This is a genomic window from Deinococcus cellulosilyticus NBRC 106333 = KACC 11606 (genome assembly GCF_007990775.1).
Lineage (GTDB): Bacteria > Deinococcota > Deinococci > Deinococcales > Deinococcaceae > Deinococcus_C > Deinococcus_C cellulosilyticus.
This window is the reverse complement of the sequence record NZ_BJXB01000005.1, coordinates 88,661-102,180: the sequence shown is the minus strand read 5'-3', so window position 1 is coordinate 102,180 and position 13,520 is coordinate 88,661. Positions and strand designations below refer to the sequence as shown.

14 protein-coding genes are annotated in these 13,520 nt (G+C 56.7%); 8 read left to right on the top strand and 6 right to left on the bottom strand.

All coding sequences use genetic code 11. The features are described 5' to 3' along the window. Positions 1-16: 16 nt before the first annotated feature. The gene (locus DC3_RS07040) at positions 17-820 is read right to left on the bottom strand and encodes a GNAT family N-acetyltransferase (protein ID WP_146883431.1); all 804 of its coding nucleotides are present in this window, start codon (positions 818-820) and stop codon (positions 17-19) included. Between the two features lie 381 nt (positions 821-1,201). On the opposite strand from DC3_RS07040, the gene DC3_RS07035 reads away from it, so the two are divergent. Then, positions 1,202-2,464, top strand: a complete 1,263-nt coding sequence (locus DC3_RS07035) for an alpha/beta hydrolase family protein (RefSeq protein ID WP_146883429.1) — start codon at positions 1,202-1,204, stop codon at positions 2,462-2,464. Here the strand turns inward: DC3_RS07035 and DC3_RS07030 are convergent, their stop codons facing one another. Beyond that, positions 2,465-3,649 (bottom strand): GGDEF domain-containing protein, encoded by a 1,185-nt coding sequence (locus DC3_RS07030; protein WP_186815893.1) that lies wholly within the window; start codon positions 3,647-3,649, stop codon positions 2,465-2,467. It abuts the gene before it with no gap. A gap of 203 nt (positions 3,650-3,852) precedes the next feature. Between DC3_RS07030 and DC3_RS07025 the strand changes: the two genes are divergently transcribed. The 4 genes from DC3_RS07025 (at position 3,853) to DC3_RS07010 (ending at position 8,337) form a co-directional block, all read left to right on the top strand. Then, a complete protein-coding gene (locus DC3_RS07025; RefSeq protein WP_146883425.1) occupies positions 3,853-4,575 on the top strand; it encodes an FAD-dependent oxidoreductase in 723 nt (240 codons plus the stop codon). Further along, positions 4,572-5,516 (top strand): tRNA (guanine(46)-N(7))-methyltransferase TrmB, encoded by a 945-nt coding sequence (trmB, locus tag DC3_RS07020; RefSeq protein WP_146883423.1) that lies wholly within the window; start codon positions 4,572-4,574, stop codon positions 5,514-5,516. The genes DC3_RS07025 and trmB overlap by 4 nt, the downstream gene beginning before the upstream one ends. A 59-nt stretch (positions 5,517-5,575) precedes the next feature. After that, the gene (gene priA, locus DC3_RS07015; protein WP_146883421.1) at positions 5,576-7,804 is read left to right on the top strand and encodes a replication restart helicase PriA; all 2,229 of its coding nucleotides are present in this window, start codon (positions 5,576-5,578) and stop codon (positions 7,802-7,804) included. A 179-nt stretch (positions 7,805-7,983) separates the two neighbouring features. Continuing rightward, positions 7,984-8,337, top strand: a complete 354-nt coding sequence (locus DC3_RS07010; protein WP_146883420.1) for a pilus assembly protein — start codon at positions 7,984-7,986, stop codon at positions 8,335-8,337. Between the two features lie 28 nt (positions 8,338-8,365). On the opposite strand, the gene mscL is transcribed toward DC3_RS07010, so the two are convergent. Beyond that, on the bottom strand, positions 8,366-8,815 hold the full coding sequence (gene mscL / locus DC3_RS07005; RefSeq protein WP_146883418.1) for a large conductance mechanosensitive channel protein MscL: 450 nt from the start codon (positions 8,813-8,815) through the stop codon (positions 8,366-8,368). A gap of 159 nt (positions 8,816-8,974) precedes the next feature. On the opposite strand from mscL, the gene DC3_RS07000 reads away from it, so the two are divergent. Further along, complete coding sequence (locus DC3_RS07000) at positions 8,975-9,364, top strand: SHOCT domain-containing protein (RefSeq protein ID WP_146883416.1); 390 nt, start codon at positions 8,975-8,977, stop codon at positions 9,362-9,364. An 85-nt stretch (positions 9,365-9,449) separates the two neighbouring features. Here the strand turns inward: DC3_RS07000 and DC3_RS06995 are convergent, their stop codons facing one another. Together DC3_RS06995 and DC3_RS06990 are read right to left on the bottom strand one after the other, a co-directional pair. Then, on the bottom strand, positions 9,450-10,799 hold the full coding sequence (locus DC3_RS06995) for an ammonium transporter (RefSeq protein ID WP_146883415.1): 1,350 nt from the start codon (positions 10,797-10,799) through the stop codon (positions 9,450-9,452). Further along, the gene (locus tag DC3_RS06990; RefSeq protein WP_146883413.1) at positions 10,796-11,185 is read right to left on the bottom strand and encodes a P-II family nitrogen regulator; all 390 of its coding nucleotides are present in this window, start codon (positions 11,183-11,185) and stop codon (positions 10,796-10,798) included. Before DC3_RS06990 ends, DC3_RS06995 begins: the two co-directional genes overlap by 4 nt. 283 nt (positions 11,186-11,468) lie before the next feature. On the opposite strand from DC3_RS06990, the gene DC3_RS06985 reads away from it, so the two are divergent. Both DC3_RS06985 and DC3_RS06980 read left to right on the top strand, forming a co-directional pair. Continuing rightward, on the top strand, positions 11,469-11,948 hold the full coding sequence (locus DC3_RS06985; RefSeq protein ID WP_146883411.1) for a hypothetical protein: 480 nt from the start codon (positions 11,469-11,471) through the stop codon (positions 11,946-11,948). A gap of 30 nt (positions 11,949-11,978) precedes the next feature. Next, a complete protein-coding gene (locus DC3_RS06980) occupies positions 11,979-12,185 on the top strand; it encodes a hypothetical protein (protein WP_146883409.1) in 207 nt (68 codons plus the stop codon). Here DC3_RS06980 and DC3_RS06975 read toward each other — a convergent pair. Next, positions 12,182-13,402, bottom strand: coding sequence for a 2,3-bisphosphoglycerate-independent phosphoglycerate mutase (locus DC3_RS06975; RefSeq protein ID WP_371863434.1), 1,221 nt, complete (start codon positions 13,400-13,402; stop codon positions 12,182-12,184). The genes DC3_RS06980 and DC3_RS06975 overlap by 4 nt on opposite strands. Positions 13,403-13,520 lie beyond the last annotated feature (118 nt).

Below are 13,520 nucleotides of genomic sequence, written 5' to 3'. Positions count from 1 at the left end.
CTTTCTGTTGAGCAGGTCACTCCAGCTGGTATTTGTCCACATCGATCACCGGACGGTACCCGATGCGCTGGTAGATGGCATTCGAGGTGGGGTTGGACAGGTCGGTGAACAGGGCACAGAACTGGTTCCCACTCTCCAGCAAATGCTGGGAAAGGGTGGCCACGTTTGCCGAGGCGTAGCGGTTGCCCCGGAATTCTGGAGGGGTGTACACGAAATTCACCCGGATGCCGTTCGGGGTTTTGCCACTGGCTGCAGCCAGACTGACCATCTGGCCCTCCACCTCCCAGACGTAAAGGTTGTCTCTGACGGCAACCTGCTGTGCCTCCTCATCGCTGAGCGTCTCATGAACGGCCTCTTTCACAAAGGCTTTTGCCCACACAGCAAGAGTGGGGGCGTCTGCAGGTGTGGTTTTGCGCATCCTTCCTGGAATGCCCTGAGGCATGTTCACAGTGGTCAGGTCATAGATGCGCTCATGCATCTCCAGATGGGCTGCTTTGCCTGAAAGCCTGGTCCACTCCTCCACAAAAGCTTTTGTGACTGCTGCAGGTCCCTGCACCTTGTTGGGGAGGGGCCTGTGGGCGAAAGCAGCGCGTGCCAGTTCACGGGCCACCTCTGCAGAATCTGCCTCAAGCAGGAAAAAAGCAGAGTGGATGAGGGTCCCCAGAATGCGTCCCTCCTGCTCCAGAGCCAGCACAAAAGCCCCTTCCCAGCGCTGAAGATGGGACAGGATCGCCAGCTGAACCACATGCTCTGTTTCTTTTTGCAAATAATGGCTGGTCAGTTGAGGGGCCGATTCCGGGGTGAATTCAAGGACAGGCATGGTTCAGGGTAGCAAGTGTGCCCGGACAGGTCATGCGTCATCTGGCGCAGCAGCAGATTTCAGAAGCTTTGAAAATCGTGCACAATCGAAAGAGATTTTCTTTTCCGCAAGATCTCCTGCCAGATTTCCGTCTTCCAGAATCGCAATGGACCTGCAGAATCTGCACGTCCTGTACATCTGCAAGACATCCCATTGCTCCTCCCATTTTTAAGACATGAAAGAGTGTTTCAAATCAATACTCCATCCTCTTTCTAAATCTTTCAATTATAAGCAAATTACCAAAAAAGAAAAATTCAGTTATATCAAATATTGTAAATTGCATCTCTTTTAAATCATCGTCTTTTCTGATATGAAATTACAAACACATCACTGGAGGCAAGCATGAACAAGGCTTTGCTGGTCAGCACTGCGCTGGCTTTGACTGGAATGGCCCTCGGACAGAACCGCATTGACACCATCCGCCCCGATTCCCCTGCACTGGCGCCTTATGGAGAGTTGCAGATCGGGGTGCAGACCCTGAATGTGGTTCACCCCAACCAACTGGACATTGTCAAGGCCACAGCAGGAAACCCCATTCCCACCTATGATCGCCCCCTCACCCTGGAAGTCTGGTATCCAGCAGCCCTCACCGCTGAGCAGAAGCCTGGAGGGGTTTACGAGACCACCACCCGTGATGCCTCCATTCCCATTCAGGTTCATGGAAAGGCTGTGCGGAATGCCACCCCACAAACCGCGAAAGGCCCCTATCCGCTGGTGATCGTGTCACACGGATATCCAGGGAACCGCTACCTGCTCAGTCACCTCACGGAGAATCTGGCCAGCAAGGGCTACGTGGTGGTTGCCATTGACCACACCGACAGCACCTTTGGGGATCAGAAAGCCTTTGCGAGCACCCTGATGAACCGGCCTCTGGATCAACTTTTTGTGCTGAATGAAATTGCGAAACTCAGTGCCCAGGGCAGCCAGAGTTTCCTGTCCGGCCTTGTGGATGTGCAGAACACCGCACTTGTGGGGTACTCAATGGGCGGATATGGCGTGGTGAACACCATTGGAGGCGGATTCACCGATTTTGCCACCACCCTGCAGTTTGCTCCACCCAGCAAGGCCCTGGCCTTGCGTGCTGCCAGCAACCCAGAATATGCAAAAACCATTGATCCGCGCATCAAAGCGGCCATAGCCATTGCCCCATGGGGGATGCAGGTGGGCTTCTGGAACGCCCAGACCCTTGAGGGCATCAAGACCCCTGTCCTCTTTGTGGCAGGAGACATTGATGATGTTTCGGGGTATGAAAAGGGCACAAAGGCCATCTTTGAGCAGGCCATCCATGCAGACCGCTACCTGCTGACCTTCCACAATGCCAACCACAACGCTGCTGCACCCATGCCTGCCCCTCTGGAGACCTACAGCAACTTTCCGCTGTTCGAGAGCTACGCTGAGGCAGCCTGGGACACGGTGAAGATGAACAACATCCTGGCCCACTTTGCCACAGCCTTCCTTGGGCAGCACTTAAAAGGCCAGACGGACCTGCAGAAATACCTGAACCTCACCGAAAAATCCAGTGAAGGCACGGGCGATTCGTACTGGGAGGGGTTCAAACCCCGCACTGCCGTCGGGCTCTCCCTGCAGCACCTGCCTGCCCGATGATCAGGTGACCACCACCCGGTCCCGACCTTCCCTTTTGGCCCGGTACAGGGCCTGATCTGCCCGATTCACGGTTTCCTGGGGGTCTTCTGGCGGCAGGTATTTTGCCACCCCCATGGAAATGGTGATGTGCTGGACGTGCTGATCGTCCCGGATGGGGGTACCTGCCACTGCCTTGCGGATGGTCTCTGCAAAATCGCGAGCCTCTGCAAGGCTGGTTCCCGGCAGCAGACAGACAAATTCTTCACCCCCATAGCGAGCCAGAATGTCGTCCGGTCTGAGCTGCATCTGGATGCGGGCTGCCAGCACCTTCAGCACATGGTCGCCGAACAGGTGCCCTTTCTGGTCGTTGATGCGCTTGAAATGGTCAAGGTCCATCATGATCACGCACAGCTCAGCCTGAGCGTACGGCGAGGCGTACGCCCGCAGGTGCTCCACAAAAGCCCGGCGGTTGAAACACCCGGTGAGGGCATCATTGAAGGCCAGTCTGTGGCTGCGTCCCAGTGCAGATTGCAGGTGGCCATTCACCACCGTCAGCTGTTCATTGCTGACCTGCAACTGTTCCTTGAAACGGTGCAGTTCTTCCAGCAAAATGCCCTGCTGCAAGTACAGTTCGATGGCCTTCCTGGAGATGGCGTGGGCCTGCTGGTGGTATTTGATGAGGACCCCGGTGTAGATCAGAAACCCCAGCGCCAGAAAGACATGGTGCTCATGCTGCGGTGCGGTCAGGGCCAGCCTGAGGGTGAGGGGGATCAGAATGAAGCACACCATCACCGGATAGATCAGGGTCACGGCAGCGTAAGTCACCACACTGCCCGAAACCACTGCCACAATGAAGACCAGCATCAGGTAAAAGTCTTCTGTGGCCTCGGGCCGGAAATAGATCATGGTGAAAATGGCCCATCCCATCCCCAGTGTGATGGTGTAAGAAAACTCCCGTACAAGCCAGTGCTCTGTGGAATGAAAATGCCTGACTTTCGGGTAGCCAAACACCGACTGGGCATGAAAAAAGCTGTGCAGCAGCATGCCCAGAGCCCAGTACAGGGTGAGCAGGGGCTGGGTGTGATACAGCGCAGAGGCAAAGAGCAAAATGGCAATGAACGTCACCACCACTGACTGTCTGACCTGTTCATACAGTCGATCCACGCTCTCATCCAGAATGCGCTGGGACAGGGTTTTGTGCATCATGCTCCACCACCGTTCATCTCCGGGGGAAGGTGCAGGCATCAAAGGGAAGATGGTTTACAGTATAGCCTGAGAAGTCTCTCGATTTCCTGAATTGAAACTGAATTGAATCCAGATCGTTGTCCTGGATTCAATCTCTATCAGTTGAAAGATGCACTTCCCTGCCCCTCATTCCTTCTGACCGAAAGCAGTATGATGGAGAACTGATGTTGACTTCCACCCCCCGTTCCTTCCCTCACACCGGTCACGTGTACGATGTGGCTGTGATAGGTGCGGGACTTGCTGGCAGCGAACTGGCCTGGCATCTGGCACAGGCCGGACAGGATGTGCTGCTGGTCACCCAGAGCCTCGACAGTGTGGGCAATCTGTTTCACCCCACCGTACAGGAAGAATTTCCTGCAGGCTCCCTGATGCAGATGTCCCTGGAGAAATCCCTGCCAGACCGCAGCCTGTGGGTGTTCCACCGCAATGTGAAACAGACCCTGGAACTGACACCGGGCATTCACCTGCTGCAGTCCTGCGTGACTGGACTGGCCCACAATGACCTCTTCCACCTGAGCACCTGGGAAGGCCCGGAGCGTCTGGCCAGAAAAGTGGTGCTGGCCGTGGGCAGCTTTCTGGACGCCAGGCTCACCATCGGACAGATCACCGAGGAATCTGGACGGCTCTCTGAAATTGCTTATGGTTTTCTGCATCAGGACCTGCTGGACAAAGGCTTTGAATTCTCCGAGGTCACCCAGCAGTCCCCGGAAACAGGTGAAGCTGTGCCTTACACCGTGACTTTCCAAACCCTGAGCACCAGTGAACTTGAGGGTTTCCAGCTGAAACGGATGCCCGGACTCCATGCCCTGGGTCGCTGTGTTGCAGGAGACCACACCTACCAGAGTGTCACCCGGGACGCCATGACCCTTGCAGAGGTGCTGAAATGATCTTCAGGCCTGCAGAATTCCGTTTTCCAGATGTCAAAGAACGTCTGTATCCCGAGACCCCGGACCTCCCCTGGCACCTGGAGATCGGTTTTGGCGATGGCCGCTTCTGGACCCAGCAGGTCCAGGCAGAGCCTGCCAACTATCTGGGGGTCGAGATCTCCGGAGTCAGCCTGCTCAAAGCCGAAAAGAAGCTGCGGGATGCCGGAATCCAGAACGCCATCCTCACCAAACTGCATGCAGAACCCCTGGTGCAGGGGGTGATCCCCGAAGGGGGTCTGGACCGAATTTATGTCAATTTCCCGGACCCCTGGCCCAAACACGAGCACAACCGCCTCTTGCAGGTGCCGTTTTTCGAGCTGGTCTCAGGTCGCCTGAAAGACGGTGGGGAGATCTGGTTCACCACCGACCACGAGGAGTACTTCCAGTTCGCCCTGGAGCAGGCCCGTCAGACCGAACTTTACGAGCTGACCCAGTGTGAGCCTCCTGCTGCCGCCCTGCAGACCAAGTATGCCCTGAAGTGGCAGGACCTGGGCTTTGACGTGTATCATGTGCGGTTCCGGGCCATCAAACACAAGCACATTGCACCCTATCAGGTGTTCACGGAGGATGACATGCCCCACAGTATTCTTGTTGCAGGGGCCTCCCCTGCCCTGACCGAGTTCGAAAAATCCGTGTACCGTTATGGACAGCGCACCGTGATCCTGCTGGATGTCTTCAGGAACCTGCGCAACGATGGTTACGTGTTCCTGGCCCACATCGAGGAGGAGCACCTGACCCAGGAGGTGCTGGTGCAGGTCACCCCCCGCGAGGACGGCACCACCCTGGTCAAGACCGCAAAGTTTGGCAGTCCACTCATCACCGAGGGGGTCAAACTGGCGGTGCGCAGCGTGACCGAGTACCTGAAAGCACGGGGCTATCAGGTCACCCACACGGCCTACTGAATGTCCATAAGTATAGTTGCTACTGAATTGGCCTCCGTCTTTACGCTAGAATCATAAACATGTCCTGGCTGGTTGCGCTTCCCCTCCCCATTCCTGCGCTGGATTTTCTGCCACCACACGGCTTTCAGGGTGAACTTCCCCTCGGACACCGTGTGGTGGTGCCCTGGCAGGGAAGCATCAAAATTGGCATCGTGGTGGCCGAAGGTCAGGCCCACACCCACAGGCTCAGAGAAGTGATTCAGGTGCTCGACCTGTGGGTGCATCCCACGCTCATTCAAACCCTCAAAACGTATGAAACCCTCAGTGGCACACCGCTGGGTCTGCTGTACTGCGACCTGATCACCTGCGGCTGGGAACCCCATTTGAAGCACTTTGTGAAACCCGTCGAGGGTGCAGATCTCACAGCCTTTGATCTGGACCTCCCTGCAGACTGGAGCCTTTACCACAACGACTCCGGGGTACTCGATCAGGTGCGGGAACAGGGGCTCTTGGAAGAACGCTTTGAGTTCCCCATCCGCACCGAACTCGCCTACAGGGGCCGTCTGGAAGGAGAAGGCAAACTCACCCCCAAACAGAAACAGGCCTGGAAGACCCTGCTCTCCATCAAAGAAGTTCCATCCCTCGCCGAGTGGGCCAGACAGGCAGAGGTCAGCACCAGTGTGGTCTCAGGGGTGCTCTCCAGAGGCTGGGCAGAGGCCTTTGAACGTCCTGCAGGGCCCCCCGAGTGTGTGCCAGTGCAGGAACGCAACCTCAAAAAAGCAGCATGGGAGGTGCCAGAAAAGGGCATTTACCGCCTGCATGGTGGGCACCCCATTGAGCGTTTTCAGCACCTCAAAACCCTCATCGAGCAGCATCTGGAAACAGGGGTGCTGTACCTCACTCCAGACACCTACCGTCTGGAACGGGCATGGCAGGCCCTGTCCCACATCGGAGCCCAGTGCTACTCTGGCACCCTGAACGCCCTGCAACGCGAACACATCTGGCAGCAGGTGCGGGATGGACACTGCAAACTGGTGATTGGCACCTACGGGGCGATGGGGCTTCCCTTCCCCTCCCTGAGCCTGATCATCATTGAGGAAGAGGGAAGTGATGCCTACAAACTGCTCTCTGGTTCCAGGGTGTTCATTCCAGACCTGGCTGCAAAGCTCTCAGAACAACGGGAAAGCCTGCTGCTGTACTCGGGCTCCGTGCCTGCCGTGGAAAGCCTGAGGTTTGAGGGAAAGGTCCTTCCCCCCTCCAAAACCCGCGTGCATGTGGTCAATTACGCTGAGGACTCCAGTCAGCCTGAAACAGGCCCCCTCTCCATGCAGCACATGAAACCCGCACTGGAAGGCTATCCCCTCTCACAGGACCTGCGCAAAGTCCTCACCCAGGTGGCCGAACGGGGCAGACAGGCCGTGCTTTTTGCTCCACGCAAGGGCTACAGTGCCCTGATCCGCTGTCGGGCCTGTGGCTACATTCCCTTCTGCAAACACTGCGACGTGCCTCTGAAATTCCATCAGGGCACCCGCCTGATGCAGTGCCACCAGTGCGGCTACCGTGAAAGCCCACCGAGCACCTGCCCCAAATGCAAAGGGGCCATCTGGCAACCCAAAGGCCCCGGCACCGAATGGATCTTGCAGGAAACCAGACAGCTTCTGCCGGGTTTTGCGGTCTACCGCTACGACAAGGACCATCAGGACGACCTGCGGCCCATCTACGAGGGACACCCCGGCATCGTGATCGGCACCCAGGCCCTGCTGCAGGAAAAGGCCCCACCAGAACTTGCCCTGGTCAGTTTAACGCTGGCAGACAGCTGGCTGGGGTATTCCGACTTCCGCACCGATGAGCGCTACCACAAGCTGCTCCGGCAACTGCTGGAATGGCACCCCAGACGGGCTCCTCTGCTGGTGGTGCAGACCTTCCAGGCCTTCCATGCAGCACTGCTGGCGGTCACTGAACCCCAGCCTGCAGATGAGTTCCCCCTCAAGGACCTCTCCAGACGCGAACTCCTGAAATACCCCCCTTACAGCCTGCTCGCACAGGTGGAGGTGGCCTCCAGGGACAAAACCCGCTCTGAAAGTGTCGCAGATGAAATCCAGAAGCACCTGATCTCAAAAGGTGCAGATGCAGAAGAGGTGCTTGGGCCTGCCCCCGCTCCGATTGGCAAGGTCAGGGGGCTGTTTCTCACCCACCTGCTGCTGAGGGCTGAAAACGAAACACGCCTGAAAACCCTGCTTGAGCACATGGATGAACGCTGGAAAGCCCGCGTGCGGGTCGAAATCAATCCCAGAAACGCCAATTTCTAGTTCAGTTTTCAGTTCACAGTTTTCAGTTCACAGCGAAAGATGAAATCCATTTCTCGCCCAGAAAGCCACGTTACGAGAGGGGCAACAAATGTCCCTCTTTTGCTTTACACTGCTTACAGTAAGCTGGCCATCGGCTGGCACCCTGCTGGCACTTCTGATGCATTCAAGGAGGCAGACACATGGAAGCTCTTTACAACACCCACAAGTACTTCGGGGAATTCCTGCAAATTGTTCCCCTCATTCTGGTGGTCTGGTACGCTCTCAGAAACAAGACCCCCTTTCAACGCATCGCCCCCATCCTGCTGGACATCAATGTGCTGCTCGGGGCACTCGTCCTTTTCATCAACAAGATCCCTGTGTCGGTGTGGCACCCGGTCCTGATGGTGATCGCACTGGGCATCGGTCACGCTGTGGCCAAAAAGGACAACAAAACCGTGGTGATCGTCGCCTGGATCATCAACCTGCTGCTGATCGTGGGAGGCATCATCCTGGCGAAACGGGGTGTGGGACCCATCATCAACTTCAACGCCTGACCATTTGAGTTTCAAGAAGAAAGCCGCCTCAGAGCGGCTTTCTTTCTGTTTCCGTGAGGACTGCCACACTGCCCTGCTGCGCTTTGAGCAGGTCCCGGATCTCTTTGAGGAGCTCCTGGTCCAGGGTCAGTGAGGGAGGTGGAGCCTGATCAGGCTGGGCCGCTTTGGCTTTGGCCAGTTGCATTTCACGCAGGGTGTTCATGGGGACCACCACCAGGTAATACACCACAGCTGCCGTGATCACGAAATTCAGAATCACCGAGACAAAATCCCCATAGGTGAAATCCACCCCTGCCAGGGTGAATTTTCCACCCTTCAGCACCCCCTGCTGCACCCCTCCGGTGGCCAGTTTGATCATGGGGTTGATGAAAGAGTTGGTGAAAGCTGTGACCACCCCGTTGAAAGCGGCACCGATCACCACACCGACCGCCAGATCGACCACATTGCCCCGCATGATGAAATCCTTGAACGTTGCCATCTCATTCCTCCTGCAAGCAGCTTAACAGACTGGATTTCGGAGCATTCAGGGCATGCCCTGGCATTCACAGCACGTTCACAAAACCTGCAAAACCCTTTCACACGCCTGGCTGTACCTTGAGATCACGCCAGAAAGCACTGGTTCAAAAGGAGAAAAAACATGGACGTGATCATCAACAATCCCGCAGCACCCGCACAGCTTCAAGGACAGGTTTATGCCCCCGGACAGCCCCAGTTTTATGGTAAAGGTTATGGACACCATGACCACCACCACGGAGGCGGTTTCCCATTCTTCCTGCTGCTCCTGATCGGTGGGCTTTTCCTCGCCAAGAAACTCAAACACAAACGCTGGATGGAATACCGTGCCGCCCAGGGCGGTCAGGGCGTCAAAGGTGACCACAAAGACTGGAACCCCCGTGACTTCTTCGAGAAAAAAGCAGGCTGGTGGGGCAAACAGGATTCTGCCGTGGAAATTGCCCGCGAACGCTACGCCAGAGGGGAAATCACTCTGGAACAGCTTCAGGTGATTGTGAAGACGCTGGAGGAATGACCCCACCCACAAGTCAAAAGCCAGCCCCCGACAGGCTGGCTTTTGACTACATTGAGAGGAGAAGCGAAGAGTTTTGAGGTTGGGCTCAGTCGGTGGCTGAGGTGGAGAGGATGACAGGAGCGCCCAGGGGGTTCTTGTCGTCGTCGGCGTAGGAGAGGTCGCTGCCGCTGTATCCTTCTTCGGCGTGCTCGGAAATGTCCATGCCTGCGGTTTCCTTGTTGGGGGCCACACGCAGTCCCATGATGGCGTCGATGACCTTGAGGATCACGAAGGTGCCGATTCCGGCCATGGCGATGGCAATCAGAACGCTGATGAGCTGGATGCCGACCTGCTCGATGGTGCCCTTGCCAGCGCCAGTGCTGAAGGCGAAGGCTCCGGTGAGGATGGCTCCGACCATGCCGCCCACCCCGTGGCAGGCGAACACATCAAGGGCGTCATCGGCTTGCATGCGGTTCTTGAGCTGCACCACCCAGAAGGAGATGCTGGCGGCGACCAGACCAATCACGATGGCGTAGACAGGGCTCACGAATCCAGCGGCGGGGGTGATGGCAACCAGACCGACCACAGAACCGGTGGCAGCACCAACTGCGCTGGGTTTCTGACCACGAATGACTTCCCAGAGGAGCCAGCCAAGCATGGCGGCACTGGTGGCGGTGCTGGTGGTGATGAAGGCGAGAGAGGCGCTGCCGTTGGCTCCGAGGGCGGAACCTGCGTTAAAGCCGAACCAGCCGAACCACAGCAGGCCTGCACCGAGCATCACGAAGGGGATGTTGTGGGGAACGCCTGCACGTTTGGTGGATTTCAGGCGTGGACCGAGGACCAGTGCAGCGACCAGAGCGGAAACCCCGGAGGAGATGTGCACCACGGTGCCACCGGCGAAGTCCAGTGCGCCGAGGTTGAAAAGGTAGCCTTTGGCATCCCAGACGATGTGGGCCAGGGGGGAGTACACCACCAGGGACCAGATGGCAATGAAGAGGGCGAAAGCACCGAACTTCATGCGGTCCACGACAGCTCCGCTGATCAGGGCTGCGGTGATGATGGCGAACATGCCCTGGAACATCACAAAGACGTACTTGGGAATGTAGTGTCCTTCTTCGAAGGTGGCTGCCAGGGAGTTCTGGCCGATGCCGTTCATGCCGATGTTGGCGAGGGTGCCGATCCAGGGGCTGGTGGCGTTGTCACCGAAAGCGAGGGTGTATCCGAAGAGCACCCACAGCACGCCAATCACGCCCATGGCGATGAAGCTCATCATCATGGTGTTCAGCACGCTCTTGGAGCGGGTGAGGCCGCCGTAGAAGAAGGCCAGCCCGGGGGTCATCAGCAGCACCAGGGCGCTGGAGGCCAGCAGCCAGGCGGTGTCACCACGGTCAATGGCAGGGTCCGCAGCGAAAGCGGCTCCAGCCAGGGCGAGAGCGGTTGCCAGGTACTTCTTCATTTCTTACCCCCTAAGGCAGCGGCAGTGGTTTCGGGCTGGTTGACCGGAGTGAGGGCGTCCACGTCCTGTTCTCCGGTGCGAATGCGGATCACCCGGTCCAGCGGTTGCACGAAAATCTTGCCATCTCCGACCTCTCCGGTGCGGGCGCTCTGCAAGATGGCGTTGACGGTGACATCCACGAAGGGTTCGCTGACCGCAATCTGCAGGTGCACCTTTTCGTGAAATTCCATGCGCACCTGGGTTCCCCGGTAGTGCTCGATGATTTCACGCTCGCCGCCGTGGCCAGACACCCGGCTGAGGCTGATGCCGGTGACGCCCACCTTGAACAGGGCTTCTTTCACTGCGCCCAGTCGCTCGGGTCTGATGATGGCTGTGATGAGTTTCATAGCTGGACCTCCCATGCCGTTTAAGGCTCTTGAAAGTAAGAATAGGGTGAAAAATGCAGCATGTCAAGAGAATTCTGGCAAGTTGTACAAATATTGTTTCACAAGTCGCAAAATTTTGACCGATTTTCCGGGATATCTGGCTCCAATTCTGCTCTGCGTTCACGAAAGATGGAACATGAGGAAGATAAGTCCAGGTTCATTGCACGGTGTGCCAGAAATTCAGCACATCCGGGAACTTTTGCCAGGGTTTCGCACTCTAATGGGTTGGAAAGGAGCAATGTACATGAAGAAACTGCTGATCACTCTGGCTTTCCTCGTCCCTGCCTCCTCCTTTGCACAGGGCACCCCACCACAGAACAACTCCAAAACCACCCTTCAGGAACTCCGACGTGAGGCCTGGAACCTCACCCTGATGTCCCGCATGTCTGCAGAAGACCAGGAGAAATTCAAAACCTGGCAGGAATCTGCAAAACAGCTGCGGCAAAAGGTGCAGGACCTTCGCATCAAGGCTTTAACGGCCTACAACGAAGCCCTGAAAGCCCAGAATCCACCCAATGAAGCTCGTTTGCTGGCCCAAAAAGCCGTGATTGATGACCGCATCGCTCTGAGCCGTCAGATGAATGACCTCAGGACCACCTTTCAGGAACTGGCCAGAAAGTACCCTTTTCTGGTCGCACAATCACACAAGCAGATGAAATCCCATTTTGGAAAGGAGTTTCTGAAACAAAGGATGCACTTCCAGAAGAAGCACAGACCGTTCTAGTGCACCTTTGACCTCCTTTTGAAGGAGGGTATGAAAACCCATCTCCACATGAAAGATCACTCCCGGCAATGTCGGGAGTCGTCTTTTGATGGAGGTTTTCACATGGAGGCCAGATGCCTGTATCTTCAGGGTCTGGACTTCCAGAACAGCCCACATTCCGGGCAGATCATGCCCTTCAGAAATCAAAAAATCTCCAGTGCCCTGATGGACACTGGAGACAGCAGAATTGAAGTTTAAGCGCCGTACTTCTGGAGTTTCAGGGCGTTGGCCATCAAAAGGGGCATGATGTCGGTGCCCTTGCGCAGACCGAGGCTGCCTTTTCCGGCTTCCTCTTCGGTGTAACGCTGGGCCAGATCCTTGCGGCCATAATTGCTCTTCAACAAGAAAGGCACGGGGTGCCAGGAGTGGCTTGCCAGTTTGCTGGGGGTGGAGTGGTCGCCCACAATGGCGATCACATCGGGGTTCAGGGCCAGAATCTGGGGCAACAGGCTGTCGAAGAGTTCAATTTTCTTGACCTTGGCCGCAAAGTTGCCGTCTTCTCCAGTGGAATCGGTTTTCTTGGAGTGCAGGTAAAAAAAGTCGTATTTGTCCCAGTTGTCTCTGAGGACCTGCATCTTCTCTTCCATGGCGTCTTCTTCGCCGGGCACATCCAGCACATCCATGCCCACCAGACTTGCCAGTCCCTTGTACATGGGGTAGGAAGCAATGCAGGCAGATTTCAGCTGATACACGTCAGCGTAGCTGGGGAAATGGGGCACGTCGCTGTAACCACGGAACAGGGCACCGTTCACCTGGGTCTCGTCCCTGAGGGCTTCCTCGGCACGGGCCACAAAAGCATTGACCAGGGCAGCGGTTTTCTCACTGGCGGCATCCAGGGCCTGGGCGGTCAGGGGCTGCACACCGGTTTCCTGGGGGTCCACATCGCTGACGTTGGCCCCGAGGGGGGTTCCGGTGGAACGGAACACCACCACGAAACGGTGCTCGGACTCGGTGTAGATCTCGACGGGGGTTCCGTCAATTTCGGGGATGGCAGCTTTCAGTTTGCTCACGATCTCGACGTTCTTCTCGTCGGAAGGACGGCCTGCACGACGGTCCTTCACAATGCGTCCTTCACCGAGGGTGGCGAAGTTGCCACGCACTGCCACGTCGCCAGCGTTCAGTTTCACACCAATGCCCACAGCAGACAGGGCACCACGACCCACGGTGAACTTGATGGGATCATACCCAAACAGGCTCAGGTGACCGGGGCCACTTCCGGGGGTGATGCCTGCACCCACCAATTCAATCAGGCCCAGCTGGCTGTCTTTGGCCAGAGCATCCATGTTGGGGGTTTTTGCGGTGGCGAGCTCGGTTTCACCATTGGTTTCGAGGGGCAGGCCGCCCACACCGTCTAAGACCACAAGTACGATTTTGCTGTCGGTTTTCTTGGAAAGACCACGAATCACTTCTAACATAGGTAACAGTTTATCGGGATGGTGTCAGAGTCACAATAAATTTTGTCCCGTAAGGCTAGACGAAATACCCCCTGTGTTCGCTCTGCTCACACTGTCCCCCTACAGAGGGGGACAGCAC

Bases quoted from the DNA above. Each gene is read 5' to 3' on its own strand.
- priA (WP_146883421.1), top strand. From the start codon at position 5,576: ATGTCCTGGCTGGTTGCGCTTCCCCTCCCCATTCCTGCGCTGGATTTT.
- DC3_RS07025 (WP_146883425.1), top strand. From the start codon at position 3,853: ATGTTGACTTCCACCCCCCGTTCCTTCCCTCACACCGGTCACGTGTAC.
- DC3_RS07030 (WP_186815893.1), bottom strand. From the start codon at position 3,649: ATGATGCACAAAACCCTGTCCCAGCGCATTCTGGATGAGAGCGTGGAT.
- DC3_RS07010 (WP_146883420.1), top strand. From the start codon at position 7,984: ATGGAAGCTCTTTACAACACCCACAAGTACTTCGGGGAATTCCTGCAA.
- DC3_RS07040 (WP_146883431.1), bottom strand. From the start codon at position 820: ATGCCTGTCCTTGAATTCACCCCGGAATCGGCCCCTCAACTGACCAGC.
- DC3_RS06995 (WP_146883415.1), bottom strand. From the start codon at position 10,799: ATGAAGAAGTACCTGGCAACCGCTCTCGCCCTGGCTGGAGCCGCTTTC.
- DC3_RS06975 (WP_371863434.1), bottom strand. From the start codon at position 13,402: ATGTTAGAAGTGATTCGTGGTCTTTCCAAGAAAACCGACAGCAAAATC.
- DC3_RS06990 (WP_146883413.1), bottom strand. From the start codon at position 11,185: ATGAAACTCATCACAGCCATCATCAGACCCGAGCGACTGGGCGCAGTG.
- DC3_RS06985 (WP_146883411.1), top strand. From the start codon at position 11,469: ATGAAGAAACTGCTGATCACTCTGGCTTTCCTCGTCCCTGCCTCCTCC.
- trmB (WP_146883423.1), top strand. From the start codon at position 4,572: ATGATCTTCAGGCCTGCAGAATTCCGTTTTCCAGATGTCAAAGAACGT.
- mscL (WP_146883418.1), bottom strand. From the start codon at position 8,815: ATGGCAACGTTCAAGGATTTCATCATGCGGGGCAATGTGGTCGATCTG.
- DC3_RS06980 (WP_146883409.1), top strand. From the start codon at position 11,979: ATGAAAACCCATCTCCACATGAAAGATCACTCCCGGCAATGTCGGGAG.
- DC3_RS07035 (WP_146883429.1), top strand. From the start codon at position 1,202: ATGAACAAGGCTTTGCTGGTCAGCACTGCGCTGGCTTTGACTGGAATG.
- DC3_RS07000 (WP_146883416.1), top strand. From the start codon at position 8,975: ATGGACGTGATCATCAACAATCCCGCAGCACCCGCACAGCTTCAAGGA.